The sequence below is a fragment of the Serratia sp. TMDUHS_CL genome (genome assembly GCF_037137105.1).
Taxonomy (GTDB): Bacteria; Pseudomonadota; Gammaproteobacteria; order Enterobacterales; family Enterobacteriaceae; genus Serratia; species Serratia nevei.
Window position 1 is genome coordinate 564,372 of the sequence record NZ_JBBBDV010000001.1, and the last position, 20,212, is coordinate 584,583.

At 62.2% G+C, this 20,212-nt stretch carries 21 protein-coding genes; 4 read left to right on the forward strand and 17 right to left on the reverse strand.

Going from position 1 to position 20,212, the window contains the following annotated elements:
• Position 1: 1 nt before the first annotated feature.
• Both WCL58_RS02730 and WCL58_RS02735 read right to left on the reverse strand, forming a co-directional pair.
• The gene (locus tag WCL58_RS02730; RefSeq protein WP_060418700.1) at positions 2 to 718 is read right to left on the reverse strand and encodes a glutamine amidotransferase; all 717 of its coding nucleotides are present in this window, start codon (positions 716 to 718) and stop codon (positions 2 to 4) included.
• Entirely contained in the window at positions 715 to 969 is a 255-nt protein-coding gene (locus tag WCL58_RS02735; protein ID WP_336850431.1) for a hypothetical protein, read from the reverse strand. The genes WCL58_RS02730 and WCL58_RS02735 overlap by 4 nt, the downstream gene beginning before the upstream one ends.
• A gap of 66 nt (positions 970 to 1,035) precedes the next feature.
• Between WCL58_RS02735 and WCL58_RS02740 the strand changes: the two genes are divergently transcribed.
• Positions 1,036 to 2,340, forward strand: a complete 1,305-nt coding sequence (locus WCL58_RS02740; RefSeq protein WP_336850433.1) for an aminotransferase class I/II-fold pyridoxal phosphate-dependent enzyme — start codon at positions 1,036 to 1,038, stop codon at positions 2,338 to 2,340.
• Here the strand turns inward: WCL58_RS02740 and WCL58_RS02745 are convergent.
• The 3 genes from WCL58_RS02745 to nudI form a co-directional block, all read right to left on the reverse strand.
• Positions 2,337 to 3,323, reverse strand: a complete 987-nt coding sequence (locus tag WCL58_RS02745; RefSeq protein WP_060418708.1) for an MsnO8 family LLM class oxidoreductase — start codon at positions 3,321 to 3,323, stop codon at positions 2,337 to 2,339. The genes WCL58_RS02740 and WCL58_RS02745 overlap by 4 nt on opposite strands.
• A 138-nt stretch (positions 3,324 to 3,461) precedes the next feature.
• Entirely contained in the window at positions 3,462 to 4,298 is an 837-nt protein-coding gene (gene pbpG, locus WCL58_RS02750) for a D-alanyl-D-alanine endopeptidase (protein ID WP_060439870.1), read from the reverse strand.
• 93 nt (positions 4,299 to 4,391) lie between these two features.
• A complete protein-coding gene (gene nudI, locus WCL58_RS02755; RefSeq protein WP_087762761.1) occupies positions 4,392 to 4,817 on the reverse strand; it encodes a nucleoside triphosphatase NudI in 426 nt (141 codons plus the stop codon).
• Positions 4,818 to 5,046: 229 nt separating this feature from the next.
• Here nudI and WCL58_RS02760 point away from each other — a divergent pair, with 229 nt between their 5' ends.
• Positions 5,047 to 6,477 carry an SH3 domain-containing protein gene (locus WCL58_RS02760; protein ID WP_336850435.1) on the forward strand — a complete coding sequence of 477 codons (1,431 nt, stop codon included), beginning with the start codon at positions 5,047 to 5,049 and terminating at the stop codon, positions 6,475 to 6,477.
• 65 nt (positions 6,478 to 6,542) lie between these two features.
• Here WCL58_RS02760 and WCL58_RS02765 read toward each other — a convergent pair whose 3' ends face one another.
• Positions 6,543 to 7,295, reverse strand: a complete 753-nt coding sequence (locus WCL58_RS02765; protein WP_336850436.1) for a hypothetical protein — start codon at positions 7,293 to 7,295, stop codon at positions 6,543 to 6,545.
• 257 nt (positions 7,296 to 7,552) lie between these two features.
• Here WCL58_RS02765 and WCL58_RS02770 point away from each other — a divergent pair, with 257 nt between their 5' ends.
• Positions 7,553 to 8,581: a transporter gene (locus WCL58_RS02770; protein WP_336850437.1), complete on the forward strand. Its 1,029-nt coding sequence runs from the start codon at positions 7,553 to 7,555 to the stop codon at positions 8,579 to 8,581.
• Here the strand turns inward: WCL58_RS02770 and WCL58_RS02775 are convergent, their stop codons facing one another.
• The 9 genes from WCL58_RS02775 to WCL58_RS02815 form a co-directional block, all read right to left on the reverse strand.
• Positions 8,582 to 9,115 (reverse strand): SRPBCC family protein, encoded by a 534-nt coding sequence (locus WCL58_RS02775; RefSeq protein ID WP_336850438.1) that lies wholly within the window; start codon positions 9,113 to 9,115, stop codon positions 8,582 to 8,584.
• A gap of 3 nt (positions 9,116 to 9,118) precedes the next feature.
• Entirely contained in the window at positions 9,119 to 9,466 is a 348-nt protein-coding gene (locus WCL58_RS02780; protein ID WP_004938187.1) for an ArsR/SmtB family transcription factor, read from the reverse strand.
• 82 nt (positions 9,467 to 9,548) lie between these two features.
• Complete coding sequence (locus WCL58_RS02785) at positions 9,549 to 10,775, reverse strand: Zn-dependent hydrolase (protein ID WP_180547266.1); 1,227 nt, start codon at positions 10,773 to 10,775, stop codon at positions 9,549 to 9,551.
• On the reverse strand, positions 10,772 to 11,263 hold the full coding sequence (locus tag WCL58_RS02790) for an L-2-amino-thiazoline-4-carboxylic acid hydrolase (protein ID WP_060439876.1): 492 nt from the start codon (positions 11,261 to 11,263) through the stop codon (positions 10,772 to 10,774). Before WCL58_RS02790 ends, WCL58_RS02785 begins: the two co-directional genes overlap by 4 nt.
• 18 nt (positions 11,264 to 11,281) lie before the next feature.
• Positions 11,282 to 12,385 (reverse strand): branched-chain amino acid ABC transporter substrate-binding protein, encoded by a 1,104-nt coding sequence (locus WCL58_RS02795; protein ID WP_369803927.1) that lies wholly within the window; start codon positions 12,383 to 12,385, stop codon positions 11,282 to 11,284.
• Between the two features lie 82 nt (positions 12,386 to 12,467).
• Positions 12,468 to 13,181, reverse strand: coding sequence for an ABC transporter ATP-binding protein (locus tag WCL58_RS02800; RefSeq protein ID WP_336850440.1), 714 nt, complete (start codon positions 13,179 to 13,181; stop codon positions 12,468 to 12,470).
• Positions 13,174 to 13,944, reverse strand: coding sequence for an ABC transporter ATP-binding protein (locus WCL58_RS02805; RefSeq protein ID WP_060418738.1), 771 nt, complete (start codon positions 13,942 to 13,944; stop codon positions 13,174 to 13,176). The genes WCL58_RS02800 and WCL58_RS02805 overlap by 8 nt, the downstream gene beginning before the upstream one ends.
• Positions 13,941 to 15,053: an ABC transporter permease subunit gene (locus tag WCL58_RS02810; protein WP_060418741.1), complete on the reverse strand. Its 1,113-nt coding sequence runs from the start codon at positions 15,051 to 15,053 to the stop codon at positions 13,941 to 13,943. Before WCL58_RS02810 ends, WCL58_RS02805 begins: the two co-directional genes overlap by 4 nt.
• Positions 15,054 to 15,063: 10 nt before the next feature.
• A complete protein-coding gene (locus tag WCL58_RS02815) occupies positions 15,064 to 16,014 on the reverse strand; it encodes a branched-chain amino acid ABC transporter permease (RefSeq protein WP_159318064.1) in 951 nt (316 codons plus the stop codon).
• 169 nt (positions 16,015 to 16,183) lie between these two features.
• On the opposite strand from WCL58_RS02815, the gene WCL58_RS02820 reads away from it, so the two are divergent.
• Complete coding sequence (locus WCL58_RS02820; RefSeq protein WP_159318063.1) at positions 16,184 to 17,113, forward strand: LysR substrate-binding domain-containing protein; 930 nt, start codon at positions 16,184 to 16,186, stop codon at positions 17,111 to 17,113.
• Here WCL58_RS02820 and WCL58_RS02825 read toward each other — a convergent pair.
• Complete coding sequence (locus WCL58_RS02825) at positions 17,110 to 18,429, reverse strand: ABC transporter ATP-binding protein (protein WP_102984636.1); 1,320 nt, start codon at positions 18,427 to 18,429, stop codon at positions 17,110 to 17,112. The genes WCL58_RS02820 and WCL58_RS02825 overlap by 4 nt on opposite strands.
• 12 nt (positions 18,430 to 18,441) lie before the next feature.
• Positions 18,442 to 20,181 carry an ABC transporter permease gene (locus WCL58_RS02830; protein ID WP_336850443.1) on the reverse strand — a complete coding sequence of 580 codons (1,740 nt, stop codon included), beginning with the start codon at positions 20,179 to 20,181 and terminating at the stop codon, positions 18,442 to 18,444.
• Between the last annotated feature and the right edge of the window lie 31 nt (positions 20,182 to 20,212).

Below are 20,212 nucleotides of genomic sequence, written 5' to 3' on the forward strand. Positions count from 1 at the left end.
GTTACATCCTTGGTTCGTTATTATCCAGCCAGCGGGCGAACACCTGCCGCGCACGCTGTTCCAGCTGTGTGCCGTGGCGCGCCGCCTGTTCGCGCAGGCTTTGGGGCGCAACGCCGGCCAGTTCCAGCTCGCAGGCATGGCCAATCAGCCAGCGTTCGATATCGCGATGATCCGCCTCCAGATGGAACTGCAGGCCGAGCGCAAACCCCTGATAGTCGAAGGCCTGATGCGGGCAAACCGCCGTACCGGCCAGGCAGCGGGCGCCCTCCGGGATCGTGAACATATCGCCGTGCCAATGCAGCACCGGCGTATCGGCCAGCGGCGCCAGCGGCGAGTCGTCTTCCGCCGCTAGCGTGGTCAGCGGGGCGAAGCCGATCTCTTTGACGCCGAGCGAGATCACGTCGGCGCCCAGCGCCTGGGCGATCACCTGAGCGCCGAGACACACCCCGAGGGTCGGCCGCCGCTGCGCCAGGCGCTGTTTGACCAGCGCCAATTCATGGTCGAGAAAATCATAGCGCAGCGCGCCGGAAAAGTGCTGGGCAGCGCTGATCGGCCCGCCGAGCACCACCAACAGATCGGTCTCTTCATTATTGATAGCACGAATATCATCGCGGCCGGCATCGTAATAGTCGATCTGATAGCCACGCAGCGAGAGCAGGGAACCGAGGATGCCCAGGTTTTCAAAATTGACGTGTCGAATGGCGACGGCTTTTTTCATTGTTTAACCTCGAGAGCGTGGGTGAACGGCGTCAGCGCCAGCGACTCGCCCAGCACGGTGATGCCTTGCGCGCCGCTCTGGTAGACGATACGGCGTTCGCTGACCTGGCTGAGTTGCACCTGATAACCCTGCGCAGCCGGGAACAGCGCGCAGGCCTGCTCCAGCTGATCGGCGGCCCAGGGGGTGAACATCTCCAGGCGGGCAAAGGCTTTTCCTGCATACTGAATGTCGAGCACGTAATGTTTATCCATGGAACCCCTTACTTTTGGCCGCGGAAGCTGCTAATCTTGTTTGAACTAGTACAAAAGGATTTATGTATGGCTTCATTGTATGCAAAAGGCGGCGGCGCTGTCCAGATTGCCGAGCAGATCGCCGCACGCATCAAAGGCGGCACGCTGCGGCCGGGTGAGCTGCTGCCACCGGTACGCCAGCTGGCGGCGGAGCTGGAGGTCAATGCGAATACCGTCGCCAGCGCATACGGCCGATTGCGCGATGCCGGTCTGGTGGCGACGCGTGGGCGGGCGGGAACGGTGGTGCTGGAACCGCCGCTGGCGGCGGTGAGTGCGGCCTATACGCCGCGCCAGGTGCCGGCGGGAATGTGCGATCTGGCCAGCGGCAATCTGGATGCCGCCCTGTTGCCGGCGTTGGCGCTGGGCGCAGCGGAGGGATTCCCGCAACAAAACGGCTATGACATCAGCGGCGATCTCCCGGTACTGACCGGCCTGGGGCGCGAGTGGCTCGGCCGCCAGGGCGTTAGCCTGGGGGAGCCTGCGGTATTCTCTGGCGCGCTGGACGCGATGGAAAAGGCGCTGCGCTGCCATATGCAGCCGGGCGCGGCGGTGTGGGTGGAAGACCCCTGCTGGCCGCCGCTATTGACGCTGCTGCGCCACCTGCGTTTGCGGCCGCTGCCGCTGGCGATGGATGAGCAGGGATGCCGGTTGCCGGAAAGCGGAGCGGCGGGCGCGGTGATCCTGACGCCGCGCGCCCACAATCCGACCGGCGCCTCGCTCTCTGCGCAACGCGCGCAGCAGTGGCGGCGTTTTCTCAGCGCTAATCCGCAGTGTCTGGCGATCGTCGACGACTTCTGGGGGCCGCTGTCGCAGCAGCCGCTGCATCTGCCGTTCGACGGCGATCGCGGCCTGTACGTGCTGTCGCTGAGCAAGTTTCTCAGCCCGGATCTGCGCATCGCGCTGGCCTGCGGTAACCCGACGTTGCTGCAGGCGATGCGCGCCGATCAGTACATCAGCGAACGCTGGGTCAGCCATATCTTGCAGCAGATTGCCGCCAGACTGTGGGGGCAGGCCTTGCGGGAGGGGCAGCTGCAGCGGGCGCAACAGGCGTATCAAGCCAGAAGGGATGAGCTGGTGCGGCGTCTCAACGCGCTGAATCACACGGCGCTGGCGGTGGGTGAAGGGCTGCATCTGTGGTTGCCGGTGCGGTCGGAAACCGCCGCCGCGCAGCTGATGGCCCAGCGGGGGTGGCTGGTGCAGGGCGGCGAACCTTTCCGCCTGAAGGGTGACCCTGCGATCCGCGTCAGCCTGGCCAACGTCGTGCCGGCGCAGCTGGCGCCGCTGGCGCAGGATCTGGCCGACGCCATGCGGGCCAGCGCGGCGATCAACTAGGCCGGTGTCAGGCTCTCCTCCGCCAGCAACTGCAGTGAGGTGAGCCGGGCGCTCGGTTCGCCGATCGGCGTGTCGATGATGAACTCGTCCACGCCGTAGCGCTGCTGCAGCTGCGCCAGTTGCTGATGCACCTGCGGCGCAGTGCCGAGCAGGATATGGCTTTCTCGGGGTTCGATGCGGTAGTCGGTGGCGCCGGCCTGCTGCACGAAACTCTCCGCCTGGGCCAGGCTGCCGACGGTCACGCTCTGCTCACCGGCGACGTGCACGCGGTATTGCTGAATATCCGCCGCCAGCGCCGCGGCCTGTTCCGCGTTTGGCGCCGCGATCGCCGCCACCGCCAGCAGCGCCTTGCGGCCACCGCTCAGTGCGGTGTAGTGCGCCAGCGCCTCGCGGATATCCTGCGGATTGCCGTTCAGATGCGCGGCGAACACGAAGGCCCAGCCGGATTCGGCCGCCAGCGTCGCGCTCTCTTTGCTGGCACCGAGCAGAAAGCGCTGGGCGGCGTGCGGCGGCAGCGGTGTGGCGCTCAGTCCCGGCTCGGCGTCGTCGTTCAGATAGGCGGTCAGCTGCGACAGCTGCTGCGGGAAAGCCGGTTTGTTTTGGCGGTCATGAGCGGCCTGCAGCGCCTGGGTGGCGAGCGGCAGCCCGCCGGGCGCTTTGCCCACCCCGAGATCGACGCGCCCCGGTGCCAGCGCCGCCAGCAGGTTAAAGTTTTCGGCCACCTTGTAGGCGCTGTAGTGTTGCAGCATTACGCCGCCGGAGCCGATGCGAATGCGCGACGTCTGGCCGAGCAGGTAGCCGATCAGCACTTCCGGCGACGGGCAGGCGAGCTGCGGCGTGTTGTGGTGCTCCGCCAGCCAGAAACGCCGATAGCCCCAGCGTTCCGCCTGTTGCGCCAGATGCAGCGTGCGCGCCAGCGCCTGAGCGGCGCTTTCCCCGTCGGCGATCGGACTCTTTTCCAATATGCTCAAGGCATAAGCCATTTTCCCGCTCCTTTCCTCATCAGATATGCCTGACAAATACCATGCGGGCGGCGCGTGCCTTAATACTGATTGGCGATAGGATATTCCATTGATCCAAAACGGATTTGGATATGCGCAGAACGGTAAAGCGCCGCGATGTTATCCCTCGAGCCAGGCCTTCAGACGAATGGCGTCACGGTAGTGGCCGTAGCGCGGCTGCGCGCCGAGCAGGATCATCACCACCGGTTGTCCTTTGATGGTGGTGCGCATCACCAGGCAGTGGCCGGCCTCGTCGGTAAAGCCGGTTTTCTGCAGCTGAATCTGCCAGGCCGGGTTATTGATCAGGCCGTTGGAGCTGCGGTAGACCAGTTGGCCGCGGCCAGGGCGCACGATCTGCTGCTTGTCGGTGCTGAAGCGGCGAATCGACTGATAGCGATAGGCGTGATTGACCATCTTCAGCAGATCGTTGGCGGTCGCTACATTGCGCGGCGTCAGCCCGGTCGGATCGTAGAAGCGGGCGCGTTTCATGCCGATGGCGCGCGCTTTCTGGTTCATTTTCGCCACGAAGGCTTTGCGCCCGCCGGGATAGCTGCGGCTCAGCGCCGCAGCGGCGCGGTTCTCCGAAGACATCAGGGCGATGTGCAGCATGTCGCGGCGGCTGAGCACCGAGCCGATGGTCAGGCGCGAGTGGGTTTTCTTCAGCAGATCGCGATCGGCGGCGGTGACTTTGAGCGGGCTGCTCATCGGGCGTTTGCTGTCCAGGGCGACCATGGCGGTCATCAGTTTGGTGAGCGAGGCGATCGGCAGCACGCGGTTCGGCTGCTTTTGATAGAGCGTCTTTCCGGTGCGTTGATTGACGACCAGCACCGACTTGGCATTCAGTACCCGCGGCGGCGTGGCGGCATGCACGGGCGCCAAAACGAACAGCAGGCTGAACAGGAGGGCGGCGCCGAAGCGCCGGACGGGCAGACGGAGAAAAGCGAGAGATAAAAGCATAACGACGGCAATAATGACCCTAAGTGATTAAAAAATATCAAAAGAGTCTGCCCGGCAAATGTGAAGGAAATAGGGTGATATTCGCTCAAACTGTTACAGCAGCCCGCGTTGCCGCAGCGTGAAGCGGGTGGCCTCGTTCAGATCGTACTCCGCCAAGCGCTCGCGCGGCACCCAGGCGTAGTCGTCAAACTCGTCGTTGATCGTCACGTCGCGGTTGGCGGCATGGCAGTCGAAAATCAGGTAAATCATATAGATTTGCTCGCGGCTGCCGTCGGCGAAGGTTTTGATGCGCACGTCGTCGCGGAAGGTCCAGGGCGTGATACTGTCGAGGATCAGCGCGGCGCCCAGCTCTTCGCGCACTTCGCGCCGCAGCGCCTGTTCAATCTGCTCACCCGGCTCGACGCCGCCGCCGGACAGTGCCCACTGGCCGGGGAATACGCCCTTGTGGGCGGCCATCTTGCACAGCAGGAAGGCGTTATCGTTTTCAATCAGCGGGCAGACAATGATGCGTTGGCGCATGGAAGACTCCTGTCAAAAAACAAACCCGCAGGGTAGCAGATTTGGTGGAGCGGGGCAGCGAGGAAGGTCGCGTTCTACGCGGCGGCGGGAAATCCGATTGGCGCTTGCTATACCACCGGCTTTGTCTTCTTCAACGGGAAATCAATCGCCGATGTTAATAAGTATCAATTAGTATGATTTCTCTTCAGGATAAAGAACGGACTTTAACCTGTCACGGAGTGGATAACGCATGCTTAATGGAATAAAACCGCTGTGCCTGACTCTCTTGCTGTTGCTGTCGGCCTGCCACAGCGAGCCGGTCAGACCGCCACCTCACGACGCCACGGCGTCTGCTCCTATCGATCCAACCAAGTCGCTTTTTCCGTTGGACAATTATTCGCAGTCTGTCGATAAATGGCTGCCTCCCGGCCCGCAGCGGCAGGTTGCCGTGCTGGATCTCGCCGCCCAGCAACGTCATTTTTCTGCCCTCAAATCCCACTATTTTGGCATGGGGCCGAATGAGGAGTCCCCCTGGAATCCGCATTACATCGCTTCCGTCTTGAGCCGCGAAGCGGAAAGCCACCGTGATGCCGCAATGGAAAAATATCTTGGAAATGACAGCGTTTCCTGGGGGGAAAACTTCAGGGCTCACGCTGAGCGCTGGAAACAGCAAGTCAGGAATAATGCGTCTGTCGGCATTGACAAGGCTTATCATTCTTCGGCCAGAGGTATTGCGATTAGGGAAACGCTGGTCAGGATGTTGCCGACAGACGATCCGGCTTATGACGATCCGCGTCTGGCAGGGCAAGGTTATCCCTTTGATAATTTGCAGGACTCTTCTATCCGCCCCGGTACACCGGTATACGTTGTGGCGGAAAGCCGCGATAAACGCTGGAAATACGTCATATCGCCTACGGTGATCGGCTGGGTGCATAGCGAAGATATCGCGGCGGCGGATCGGCGGTTTGTCAGCGAATGGCTGGTGCTGGCAGGGAAAAATTTGGGGGCATTCATTCAGCAGCCGGTGTCGGTACAAGAGGGGGAGCTGTTTTATTTTACGGCGCGTCATGGCACGGTTCTGCCATTTTACCGCCATCGGCAGGGCGTTTTTAGCGTCGCCGTGCCGGTACGCCGGGAGGATGGTCGCGCGCAAATTCGCCGGATCGATTTAAAGGAGGGGGAGTTTGCCGCCATGCCGTGGCGAATGACGCCAGACCATCTTGCCACGCTGATGCGTTCGATGAGCGGCAGGCCCTACGGCTGGGGGAATGATAACTTCAATAATGACTGCTCTTCTGAACTGCGCAGCCTGTTGATGCCTTTCGGGGTGTTTCTTCCCAGGAATTCCGCCGCGCAGATAGAGGCGGCAAGCCGAGTGGTCGATCTCAGTCAGGCGAACACGGATGAGCGGCTGCGCTATCTCAAGGAGCATGGCAAGCCGTTCACCACGCTGGTCTACATTCCGGGCCATATCATGCTGTATATCGGCAATGCGGCGATTAACGGCCGGAGTGTCCCGATGACGTACCAAAATATCTGGGGCCTGCGCCCGGCAGATTCAAAAAGCCGCAGCATTATCGGCGGCGCAGTCTTTTTCCCGCTTCTGGCTACCTACCCGGAGGATCCTGAGCTGACCTCGCTGGCGGGCAAGGCGCAGTTCAAACTGGGTTTTATTGAGTAACGTCTGAATGCCTATCAAGTGGCCGCCTTGACGGTCTCTTGATAGGCGAGGGCAAGCGGGGCGTGTTAATTGCCTAGCCGGTTTTTGATGATTTTATTATGTTCATCCGTCAGGTTGGCGTAATTCCAAATAAACAATCCGCCAAGATTAAAATCCAGAACCTGATCGATAAAGTAATTTAAATTCCAGTCGGTCAATCCCCGGGTCGTCAGGGCCAGAATGCATTTTTTATTCTCGGCGCCGTTGACCAACGATTGTTTTAATGCCGGGATGACATTGGCGAGAATATCGTCATCGCTCCACATCGCTGCGGCATAGCAGTAATGAATAAAGCGATCGCACTGGCTTGACAGGATGATTTTTCTGACTTTCTCGTTGAGCTTTTTACCATTTTCCGTATTGGGATGATTGTAGGAATAGCCGGCAATAAAACCCAGGCTGGTCTCTTTTCGGGCCTCTTTTAGCCGTTTCATGGCTTCGATGACCCGTTCGGTGTTCATATTGCATTCGTCATCAAAATCGACGCCGTCCCAGCCCCGGTCTACCGTGGCTTCGACGATCCTCAACACTTCATCCTCATTTGCCGGCTTTTGCTGTGGGGAGCATCCGCCGCCGCCATAAACCCAGAGCGTCTTTCCTTTAAAACCGGGGAGAGTATCGGGTTTGTTTTGCTTTTCCGGGCTCCATCCTGGATGCGCTGATGTGCCCGTGGTCAATCCATCAAGGTTGGTGACCATGCCATACATCATGACATCGAACTCTTTGAGAGGTTGGCCAGTCAGAGACTGGCTCCATCCGCCTGTAATAAACGTATTCATTGTCGTTATCTCCTTATTGGTCGTGTTCCTTAAATAAATATGTCTTGCGTGATGGAGGGTACCAGTCTCTATATTCATGTTGCCATTGTGCGGTCGCTGAGCGGGCAAGGGATGAAAACGATGTTGAATGGCGATGACGTATTTATGACGAAAATATTAATCATCGGGAACGCTGAAAATCATTAACGCCGATAGATAAAGATTGCTATAACAGCGGGGACGATCTGGGTTAACGGCGAGAGGCAGGATAAGGCGTTATGGTGCAACGGTTAGCGGAAAAGATGCACAAGCTTGATTTCGATGATGAAGTGACCGGGCTGATCTACGGCCATGCGTTTCGTTCCGGTGAGCCACCGGCGCGCCTGAACTCGCAGCAGGTTTGCCAGGCCTACCAGGCGTTGCCGCCCGGCGACGGTTTTATCTGGCTGCACCTCAATCTCAACCACGCGGCGGCGGAGAAGTGGCTGAAAAATCATTTCGCCATTTCCGATTTTTTCTTTCACGAGATTCGTCACGGTTCCCATACCACGCGCATCGAGCGCCAGGGCGACGATCTGTTCGCCGTGCTCAACGACGTGATTTTCCACCCCGAGGACAGTAACCCGGAGACGGCGACGCTGTGGCTCTATTGCTGCCGTGGGCTGGTGGTCACCGTGCGTCACAAACCGGTGCGACTCATTGAACGGCTGCTCGGCCGCCTGACGGCGCTGCAGCTGGCCTCGTCCACTGAACTGCTGGCGCACCTGCTGGAAGAGCAGGAGGACGTGCTGGAACAGGTGGTGCGGCAGGCCAACCAGTATGTCGATACCATTGAGGATCGTCTGCTGACCCGCCGCGTCAAACGCAACCGCGCCGAGCTGGGACGTATGCGCCGCATGTTATTACGCTTTCAGCGCCTGTTGGCGCCCGAGCCGGCCGCGCTGTTTCGCCCGTTGAACCGGCCGCCGACCTGGCTGAGCCGCGAAGTGGTGCAGGATCTGCGGCAGTTTACCGAAGAGTTCACCGTGGTGTTGAACGATCTCGCCAGCCTGACCGAACGGATCCGGCTGCTGCAGGAGGAGCTGGGCGCCAAGCTGATGGAGCAGAACAACCGCACGCTCTACACGCTGACGGTGATTACCGTGCTGGCATTGCCGATCAATATCGTCGCCGGTTTCTTCGGCATGAACGTGGGGGGGATCCCGCTGGCCAGCAATCACCACGGTTTTATCCTACTGGTGTTGCTGGTCGGCAGTTTTACGCTGATCGCCGGTTATCTGGCGTTCAGGCGCAGGGACGAGACGTAATTACAGGCGGGCGCGGTACTCTTCTTCCAGCCGGGCATGGGTGCTCCAGAACGGCTGCGGCGCCCGATCGTGCAGGCGATCCAGCAGGATATCCAGATGGGTGTGCCAGCCGCCGGCGACGCTGAGCATCTCGTCGCGGTTGGCCAAGCGCCGGTGGGTGACCGTCAGCAGCACGGCGCTTCCCTGTTCCGTCAGTTCGAAAGTCACCTCGGAAGGACGGCCCTGATCCTGTTCGTCCCAGGTAAAGCTCAGCAGGCGCGGCGGAAACAGGCAGGTGATGTGGCCGCGGTTGCTGACGCAGCCGCCGTGCTGTTTGTACTTGGCCGGCGGTGGTTCGTGCTCGCCCGCCAAATCGGAGTTGCGAAACTCCAGCTCCAGCGGCGCGCCGTTTTCCAACTTCATGGCGCCGGCCGCCAGCCAGGTGGCGCGCTTGTCGGATTCGGTCAGGTAAGCCCACACCCGCTCGATGGGGCCGGGCAGCAGCCGCTGGATGCGCAGCGTGCCGGGTTCGATAATCATGCCGTAATCATTCATGGTTCACTCCTTGGGAGGAAGCTGTTCGGGCTGCAGCAGCGCCTGTTCGAGCGCATCCAGCCGTTCAGTCCAGAAATGTTCATAGGTTTGCAGCCAGTGCATGGCCTGCGCCATAGGCTCGGGTTCGAGCCGGCAGATATGGTTTCTTCCTTGCACGGTGCGTTGCACCAGGCCCGCATGTTCCAGTGCTTTCACGTGCTTGGAGGCGCCGGCGAACGACATTTGCAGCGGCGCGGCCAGTTCGCCGATGCTGCGTTCACCGCCGGCCAGCGCGCGTAACATCGAGCGGCGGGTCGGATCGGCCAGCGCATGAAAAATGGCGTCCAGCTGTGAGGAAGATAATTCAACCATATGGTTGAATATAGAACAGGCAGGCTAATATTCAACCGTTTTGTTGAATATTTTTTGCCCCGGCGAAAAACCGGGGCGAGGTTCAGGCGTCGGCGTGTGCCAGCAGCGCGTTCAGCAAGACGTCGGCACCGGCGGCGGCCCAGGCGGGGGTGATGTCTTCCCGTTCGTTGTGGCTGATGCCATCCACGCAGGGAATGAAAATCATGGCGGTCGGCGCGACGCGATTAAGGTAACAGGCATCGTGGCCGGCGCCGGAAATCATGTCGCGATGGCGATAGCCCAAGGCTTGTGCGGCGTGGCGTACGCTGTCGATGCAGCCCCGATCGAAAGCGATCGGAGGATACTGAAAGATGCGCTCGGCGCGAGCGGTCAGGCCGCCTCCGTTGACGTGGTTTACCGCCGCCAGCAGGCGCTGCTCCATCTGCTCCAGGGTTGCCTCCTCTGGATGACGGAATTCGACGCTGAAAAAGACCCGGCCCGGCACCACGTTGCGTGAATTGGGGGTGATTTGCGCCATGCCCACCGTGGCGCGCGCATCGGGCGCGAAATCCCAGCCGATACCGTTGACCGCCGTCACCAGCTCGGTGAAGCCCAGCAGGGCGTCGCGGCGGCGATCCATCGGCGTGGTGCCGGCATGGGCGCTGAAGCCGACGACTTCCAGTTCGTACCAGCGCTGCCCTTGTGCGGCGGTCACGACGCCGATGTCGAGGTGTTCCGCTTCCAGAATCGGCCCCTGTTCGATGTGCAGCTCGAAGGCGGCGTGGATCGGCATGCCGCCCACCGGGTGTTCGCCGGCGTAGCCGATGCGTTCCAGCGCCTCGCCGAGGCTGACGCCATGCTCGTCGCGGCGCGACAGGCCGTACTCGAGATCGAATACCCCGGCGAACACCCCGGAGGCGATCATCGCCGGCGCGAAGCGCGCGCCTTCTTCGTTGGTCCAGTTGATCACTTCAATCGCGCGTTCGGTGACGATCTGCCGATCGTTAAGGCTGCGAATAACCTCCAACCCGGCCAGCACGCCGTAGATGCCGTCGAAACGGCCACCCTGGGGCTGCGAGTCGCCGTGAGAACCGGTGACCACCGGCGCCAGCTCGGGCCGCGAACCTTCACGGCGCAGGAACATGTTGCCCATTCGATCGACGCGCACGCTGCAACCGGCCTCCAGCGCCCAGAGACGCAGCTGGTCGCGCGCCTGCCGGTCCTCTTCGCTGAGCGCCAGGCGGGTGACGCCGTTGTCGGCGATGGCGCCGAACTGCGCCATCGCGTGCAGGCTTTGCCACAGGCGCTCGCCGTTGACCCGATACGTCATTGTTCTTCTCCCGGCGTTTTGGCGGTGTAGCGGAAATCGCAGCAGGGGGCGCCGGACATAATGGTTTGGCTGCGCTGCAGCTCGACTTCCGGGGCATAGCCGACGATAAACTGGCTGTCGCGCGCGCAGGAGAGCAGGTGGCCGATTTCCCCCAGCCCCATCTCGTGATACATCTCGGCATAGCGGCAGCGGGTGACGTTATAGTCGAAGTGCTGTTCGTCCTGGTTGATCACCTCGACGCGCAGCGCATCGTCTTTTTCCCACAGGTACTGCAAGGCGGCGAAGCTGCGCAGATCCGCGCCGTTCGGCTCCTGTGCGGCGAACTGCTTGCCTGCCGCGATGGCGGCATTCTCGATGGCTTCGCCGATCACCGCCTGAGCGCGCACCTTGCCGATTTCACGCACCAGAATCTGGTAGATCGGTTTGATGATCTCCGCTTCGATCTTTCTGCGGGCCAAAATGCCCAATTCGTTGTTTGCACAGCTCATCGCCTTGCTCCTCTTGATTTATTGTGGTTTGGCGCCGCCCAACACGGTTTGCGGCTGCCATTTGCCGTCCACGACCCGGTACAGGGTGAAGCTCGGCTGTTGCAGGTTGCCCTGCGCATCGAAGGCAATGGCGCCGGTCACGCCCTGGTAATGTATGGCGCGCAGTTTCGGCAGGTAATCGGCCGGATTGGCCGAGCCGGCCTGTTCGATGGCGGCGATCAGCACCCGGGTGGCGTCGTAGGCGAAGGGCGCATGCAGTTCGATGTGGGTGTGGTAACGATCGCGGTAGGCTTGTTCAAACGCCTTGCCGCCCGGCATCTGTTCCAGCGGCAGCCCGGGCTCCAGTGCCACCACGCCTTCGCCTTCCCGCTGCGCCAGCGTCAGGAAGGTCTGGCTGACAAAGCCGCCGGCGCCCATCAGCTGCGCGTTCATGCCCAGCTGTTTCAGTTTGCGCGCCAGCGGCGCCGCCTGGGAGTCCACGCCGCCGAAGAAGATCAGATCGGCGTTTTTGCTGCGCACGGTGGTCAGCACGGCGCTGAAATCGACGGTCTTGTCGTCGACGTACTCGCGGGTGACCGGCTGCACGCCCTGGGCCTGCAGCGATTTGATGAACTCGTCCGCCAGGCCCTGGCCGAAGGCGGTGCGATCGTCGATCACCGCGATGCGCTGGGCTTTCAGCGTTTTCACCGCATACTGCCCGGCATAGTTGCCGCCGTCGTCGTCGTGGCCCATCACGCGGAAGCTGGTGTCAAAGCCTTGTTGCGTGTAGCCGTGGCCGGTGGCGACCGGCGCCACCTGGGCGATGCCGGCGTCGTGGTAGATGCGCGCCGCCGGGATGCTGGTGCCGGTGTTCCAGTGGCCGACCACGCCGGCGACGCCCTCGTCGACCAAACGCTGCGCGACGGCCACGGCGGTGCGCGGATCGGACTGATCGTCCTCGGACAGCAATTTGAAGGTGACCGGTTTGCCGTTCAGCGTCGGCTTTTGCGCGTTGGCGTCGGCGATCGCGAGGCGCGCGCCGTTTTCGAGATCTTTGCCGATGCGCGCGGAAGGGCCGGTCAGCGGCCCGGCCAGGCCGATCAACACGGTGTCGTCCGCCAGCGCCGGAAGGCTCAGGATCATCGTTACGCCGGCCAGCGCCAACGGCTTGATGCGAAAGTTCTGCTGCATGTCATACTCCTGGTGCGGTTAAAGGTAACAACGGTTATTCACCCAAATAGATCTGTTTGATTTTTTCATCGTCCAGCATCGCGGCGGAGCGGCCGCTGTGGCTCAGGCTGCCGCTGTCCAACACATAGGCGCGGTCGGTAGACTCCAGCGCCAGGCGGGCGTTTTGCTCGACCAGCAATAGCGTGACGCCGTCACGAGCCAACTGTTTGATGACCGAAAAAATGGCCTCCACCACAATCGGCGCCAGCCCCATCGACGGTTCGTCCAATATCAACAGGCGCGGGCGGCTGAGCAGCGCGCGGCCCATCGCCACCATCTGCTGCTCGCCGCCCGAAAGCAGCCCGGCCGGTTGATGCAGGCGTTCGTTCAGGCGTGGGAAGGTGGCGCATACCCGTTCGAAATCGTGCCGCACCGCCGGTTTGTCACGGCGCGCATAGGCGCCCAGCTGCAGGTTTTCTCGCACCGTCAGGCGGGTGAAAATGCCACGACCTTCCGGCACCATCACCAGCCCCTGTTGCAGCAAGCGGTGCGGCGGCACGCCGCGAATCGAACGGCCGTCGAACAGGATGTCGCCCTCGAACGGCTGCAGCCCGGTCAGCGCCCGCAGGCTGGAGGTCTTGCCCGCGCCATTGGCGCCGATCAGCGTGACCTGTTCGCCGGCGTTGACCATAAAATCGATGCCTTTGACCGCGTGAATGCCGCCATAAGACACTTTGAGTCGTTTAACGCTCAGCAGGGCTTCAGACATGCGCGCCGCCTCCCAGATAGGCCTGAATGACCGCCGGTTCACGCCGAACCTGCGCCGGTTCGCCTTCGGCAATCGCTTTGCCGTAATCCAGCACCGTCAGGCGATCGCACAAACCCATCACCAGCTTGACGTCGTGTTCGATCAACAGCAGCGTTTTGCCGCTGTCGCGAATGCGCAGCAGCAGCTCGCGCAGCGCCACTTTTTCTCCGGCGTTCATGCCGGCCGCCGGTTCGTCCAGCGCCAGCAGCCGGGGCTCGGTCGCCAGCGCGCGGGCGATCTCCAGACGGCGCTGGTGGCCGTAGGCGAGATCCCCGGCGCGGTAATGGGCAAATTGGCCGATGCCGACATACTCCAGCAGCGCATGGGATTTATCGCGTACCGCCTGTTCTTCCTCCCTGGCACGGCGGTGGCGGGCGATCGCCGCCCACAGGCCGTTGCGGGTGCGTACGTGGCAGCCGACCATCACGTTTTCCAGCACGCTCATTTCGTTGAACAGCCGCAGGTTCTGGAAGGTGCGGGCGATGCCGGCCTGCGCCACTTTATCGATCGCCTGGGGCTTATAGCGCTGGCCCTGCAGGCGAAATTCGCCCTCGTCGGCACGGTACAGGCCGGTGATCAGATTGAAGCAGGTGGTTTTACCGGCGCCGTTTGGCCCGATCAGGCCATAGATTTCCCCCTGGCGGATGCTCATGCTGACGTCATCCATCGCCGTCAGGCCGCCGAAGCGTTTGCTGACGTGGTGTAAAGCGAGCAAAGGCGTCATGCGGCATTCCCTCTTAGGTGGCGGGCCGGCCACAGGCCCGCCGGGCGATACAGCATCACCAGGATCAGCGCCAGGCCGTAAAACAGTTGGCGGATAATTTCCGGGTCGATCAGCACCTGGCCGAACAGCGCCTGCTGCAGCGGCCCCATGCTGCTACGCAGCAGCTCCGGCAGGGCGGCCAGCAGTAGCGCACCCAGGATCACGCCGGGGATGTGCCCCATGCCGCCGAGCACCACCATCGCCAGTACGGCGATCGACTCTTGCAGGGTGAACGATTCCGGCGACACGAAGCCCTGAAACGCGGCGAACAGCGCGCCGGCCACGCCGCCGAAGGTGGCGCCGATGGCAAAGGCCAGCAGCTTGAAGTTGCGGGTGTTGATGCCCATCGCCCGCGCGGCGTCCTCGTCTTCGCGGATCGCCGTCCACGCGCGGCCAATGCGCGAGTTTTGCAGCCGCAGGCTGATAAACAGGATCGCCAGCAGCAGCGCGGCGAACAGGTAGTAATAGAGGTACAGGCCGGAGAAACGCACGCCGAACCACTCATGCATGCCGGAAAACTTCAGCCCGAACAGGCTGACCGGGTCGATGCCGGAAATGCCTTTGGGGCCGTTGGTGAGGTTGACCGGGCGGTCGAGGTTGCGCATCAAAATACGCACGATCTCGCCGAAACCGAGCGTGACGATCGCCAGGTAGTCGCCGCGCAGCCGCAGCGTCGGCGCGCCGAGCAGAATGCCGCACGCCGCCGCCAGCAGCGCCGCCAGCGGGATCAGCCACAGCATCGACAGGTGCAGCCCATCGGGGAACCACTGCAGCAGCAGCGGGAACTGCTGTGTCAGATGCGGTGACGACAGCAGCGCGGCCAGATAGGCGCCAACGGCGTAAAAAGCGATAAAGCCCATGTCCAGCAATCCGGTCATGCCCACCACGATGTTCAGCCCGAGCGCCAGCATCAGGTACAGCAGCGCGAAGTCGACGACGCGCACCCAGTAGTTGCCGCCGGCGGCGCCCGCCACCCAGGGCGCCAGCAGCAGGGCGAGAATGAACAGCGTCAGCCCCAGCCTGGCGCGCCGAGGCGTGGCCAGAGGAAGCGAGGAAGTTAAAACGGTCATCGTGATGTCCTTATGCGCGCGTGGCGATGCGTTCGCCCAACAGCCCGGAGGGGCGGAAGACCAGCACGGCGATCAGCACCAGAAACGCGAATACGTCCTGGTAGTTGCTGCCGAATACGCCGCCGGTCAGCTCGCCGAGATAGCCGGTACCCAGCGATTCGAACAGCCCCAGCAGCAAACCGCCGAGCATCGCGCCGCGCAGGTTGCCGATGCCGCCGAGCACGGCGGCGGTAAAGGCTTTGATGCCGGGCAAAAAGCCCATCGAGAAACCGGCGTTGCCGTAGTTGCTGGCCATCATGATGCCGGCTACCGCCGCCAGCGCGCCGCCGAGCGCGAAGGTCAGAACGATGATGCGGTCAGGACTGATGCCCATCAGGCCGGCGACCTGCGGGTTTTCCGCCGTGGCGCGCATGGCGCGGCCGAAACGGCTGTGTTCGACCAGCAGCCAGAGGCCGGCCATGACCGCCACGGCCACCGCCAGCGTGACGATCGCGGTGCCGGTGATTACCGCCGGCGCATGTTCGGCGCTGCCTGCGGTCAGGGCGATAGGCGTCATCGGCAACAGCTGCGGAAACATCAGGGGATTGCGTGACCAGATCAGCATCGCCAGGGTTTGCAACAGCAGCGAGACGCCGATGCCGCTGATCAGCGGGGCCAGGCGCGGTGCATTGCGCAACCGGCGATAGGCCAGACGTTCGATCGCCATCGAGGTGATGGCGCAGACGGCCATGGCGAACAGGGCCGCCAGCAGCAGCGTGGCGTAGGGCGGTAAGGCGGGTAAATGATGCTGCAACACGCCGATCGCCGACAGCGCGCTGAGCGCCCCGACCATCAGCACGTCGCCATGCGCGAAGTTGATGATGCGCAGGATGCCGTACACCATGGTGTAGCCGAGCGCGATCAGCGCATAGATGCTGCCGAGCATCAAACCGTTGACGGTCTGCTGTACCAGCGTATCCATAGGGAGAGTCCGGAGATAATGAGTCAGGAGGCTCACAGTAGAGAATTTAAAAAAATTGTAAAATACGGAAAAATACTTTCTTATACAAAAAACGAGTGATTTTAATGCTTTGATTTTTATGTATATTAAATAGAACCTTCTCCCGGACTTTCCATAAAACAATCGATATATGAAAAAAACAGAACAGTACGATGAGCCGTTGCCGATGTTGCCGAACGATCCGCCGTTGCGCGCCGTGCGGGCGTTCGAGGCCATCGCGCGCCTGGGCAGCATCAGCGCGGCGGCGAAGGAGCTGATGATTTCGCCTTCGGCGGTCAGCCATCAGCTGAAAACGCTGGAGGCATTCTTGCAGATGCCGTTGACCGAAAGGCAGGGGCGCCATCTGGTGCTGCGCGGCGAGGGGCGGGAATATTACCGCTCGATCCGCTCGGCGTTTAACGTGCTGCGCCAGGCGACCGAACACGTGCGCGAGCAGTCCGCGTCGCGGCAGGTCACCATCAGCCTGATCCCGCTGTTCGGCATGGGCTGGTTCATTCCGCGGCTGCGCGGCTTTCTGCGGGAAAATCCGAATATCGACATCAATGTGGTTTACGCCAACCACCGCAATTACCTGAGCGACGCCGCCGATCTGTCGATCCGCTTCGGGGTTGGGCAGTGGACCGGCTATCGCAGCGAAAAGCTGATGTCCGGCCAAATGGTGCCGGTGTGCAGCCGGGCATTCAGTAAACTGCACGGTTTGCTCGATACGCCGGATCAGCTGGCGGCGCTGCCGCTGCTGCATGACGAGGAGCGTAATACCTGGATGCAATGGTTTCAGCTGGCCGGCGTTAAACGCCCGCTGCGCAGCATCGGGCCGATGTTCGAAGACGGGTTGCTGACGCTGGCGGCGGTGCAGGCGGGATTGGGGTGTGCATTGATGCGCGAGCCGTTAATCGCCCAGTACCTTGAAAGCGGCGAGTTGATCAAAATGTTCGATCTGCCGATCGACGACGGTCGGGATTATTACCTGTGCGCTCGCCTGGATAGCGAACTGTCGCAGGAGGGTGAAAACCTGCGGCAGTGGCTGCGCCGCGAAGCCGATGAGCGCCGGCTCGCTTAAAACTCGACGTCCTCCAGGCTGAAAAACGCCGTTTGATCGTTGTAGGAGAAGATTTCGCCGTAACGGCCCCAGTTGATCACCGTATCCAGCGTCTCTTTGGCGGCGCTGTCCGACAGCGAATCCTCCAGCTCCTGCTCGAAACGCACGCGCGGCGCGCGGTGCCCCGGCCGCTCGTCCAACACGTTTTTGATCAGCGCGGCCAGCGGCACATAGCGCAGCAGATGCTCCGCGAACAGCACTTTGCGCGCCTGAACGTCGCCGTCGGCGAAGGCGCGCGCCGGCGGCGTCAGGAAGATGTCGCCTTCACGCACGTCGGCGAAGCCCAGCGACTGCAGCACTTCGGCGATGGGGAACAGCTCATCGACCTCCAGATGCAGCGAGAGGGCGATCTCCGGCATGTCGGCACGGCCGAAATAGGGCGCGGCGGCCAGGGTTTCGATCAGGCCGGCGATCAGGTTGGTGGACACGTGCGGCAGCCGGGTGCCGAGCTTCAGCCCTTTCTTGACGTTGCCGTCGGTCGGGCGGGCGGTCATCTTGGCGTACACATCGTCCACCAGGTGGCGGAACTGCGGATCCAGCCGGTTGCGCGGGTGGCTGAACGGCACCTTGATTTCGGCGATCACCCGGCCGGGGTTGGAAGAGAGCAGCAGAATGCGATCGCACATGAAGACCGCTTCCTCGATGTTGTGCGTGACGATCAGCACCGATTTGATCGGCATTCGCCCCTCGGTCCACAGATCCAGCAGGTCGGTACGCAGCGTTTCGGCGGTCAACACATCCAGCGCCGAAAACGGCTCATCCATCAGCAGCAGCGTCGGATCCACCACCAGCGCGCGCGCAAAGCCTACGCGCTGGCGCATGCCGCCGGATAGCTCGCGCGGGTAGGCGTTTTCAAAGCCGTCCAGGCCGATAAGATCGATGGCCGCCAATGCCCGCTCGCGCCGTTCGGTAGGGGCGACGCCCAGCGCCTCGAGGCCGGCCTCAACGTTTTGCAGCACCGTCAGCCAGGGGAACAGCGCGAAGGTTTGAAACACCATGGCGACGCCTTTGGCGGGGCCGTTCAGCGGCTGCCCCAGGTAGTTCACCGTCCCGGCGGTGGGGGTAACCAGACCGGCGATGATGCGCAGCAGCGTCGATTTGCCCGAGCCGGAGCGGCCCAGCAACCCGACGATCTCGCCCGCCCGCAGCGACAGATTGACCCCGTCGAGGATCAGCAGCTCGCCATGTGCCTTGTCATAGCCATGGCTGACCGCGTTGACCGCTAAAATTTCCTCGCCGGGCGAGTGCGTCGCCTGCGTTGGGTGAAGGTCTGACATCTGAACGGCTCCTTAATCGATGCGGAAGCGGGATTCGGCGTAGGCGTAAAGCGGCCGCCACAGCAGACGGTTGAACAGCGTAACGAACAGTGACATCACGGCGATGCCCAAAATGATCTTGGGGAAATCGCCGGCGGCGGTGGTTTCGGCGATGTAGGCACCCAGCCCATGTGCCTTCACCTGGGTGCTGCCCCATTGCACGAACTCCGCCACGATGCTGGCGTTCCAGGCGCCGCCCGACGCGGTGATGGCGCCGGTGATGTAATAGGGGAAGATGCCCGGCAGCATCACCTGGCGCCACCATTGCCAACCGCGAATGTGAAAATTGGCGGCGGCCTCGCGGTAGTCGTTGGGCAACGCGGTGGCGCCGGCCACCACGTTGAACAGAATGTACCACTGGGTGCCCAACACGATCAGCGGCGACAGCCAGATATCGGGGTTCAGCCGGAAGTGGACGATGGTGATGACGAACACCGGGAACAGCAGGTTAGCCGGAAACGCGGCCAGTAACTGGGCGATCGGCTGGATCTTTCCGGCCAGCGTCGGGCGCAAGCCGATCAGCACGCCGAGCGGCACCCAGATCAGCGACGACAGGGCGATCAGCACCGCCACGCGCAGCAGCGTGATCAGCCCCAGCACCATCACATGGCCCACGTCATTGAGCGTCACGCCGGTCTGCACATAGAGAATGACGCGCCAGGCGATCGCCAGCGTCAGCAGGATGACGATGGCGCTCCAACACCGATCGATCGTGCGCGAACGCCGCTGCCGTTGGGCGCTATTGCCGCGGCGCAACGGCCGGGCGGGCAGGCTCAGTTTCAGGCGCGCGGTTTTGGCCAGCAGCGCGCCCAGCGGCGTCAGCAGCAGGTGGATCAGGCGCGTGCGGCGCATCAGGTTCAACAGCCAGGAAGTGGGGGCGCTCGCCGAGCGGGTAGTTTCCATGCGGAATTTGTCCGCCCATGCCACCAATGGCCGGAACAGCAGCTGATCGTAGGCCAGGATCACCACCGTCATGGTGAGCAGCACCCAACCTATCGCGGGCAGATCCTTGCTGAGGATGGCCTGCGCGAGATACGCGCCGATGCCCGGCAGCGTAAAGGTGTTGTTGCCGACGGTGATCGCTTCCGACGCCACGATAAAGAACCAGCCGCCGGACATCGACATCATCATGTTCCAGATCAGCCCCGGCATGGCGAACGGCGCGTCCAGCTTCCAGAAACGTTGCCACGGACTCAGATGGAAGCCGCGCGCCACTTCTTGCAGATCGCGCGGCACGGTGCGCAGCGACTGGTAGAAGCTGAAGGTCATATTCCACGCCTGGCTGGTGAAGATGGCGAACATCGCCGCCAGCTCGACCCCCAGCACCCGGCCGGGGAACAGCGCGATGAAAAAGGTGACGGTGAAAGAGATGTAGCCGAGTACCGGCACCGACTGCAGGATATCGAGGATCGGCACCAGCACCTTTTCGGCGCGCCGGCTCTTGGCCGCCAGAGTGCCGTAGACCAGCGAGAACGCCAGCGCGGCCACCATCGCCACCAGCATGCGCAGCGTGGTGCGCAGGGCGTATTCCGGCAGGTTGGCGGGATCGAGCGATATCGCCTGCGTTTTCAGCGTGACGATCGGTTGCAGGGTTTGATGCAGGCCGATGGCCATCATGGCGATCAGGCCGATGATCAGCGGAAAGGCGATGACGTCCCAGCCATTGGGCAGCAGGCGCCGGGCGGAAACATGGGTGTTGAGCCGGACGTTCATTTCACTTCTCCCACGGCGGGCGCAAACAAGA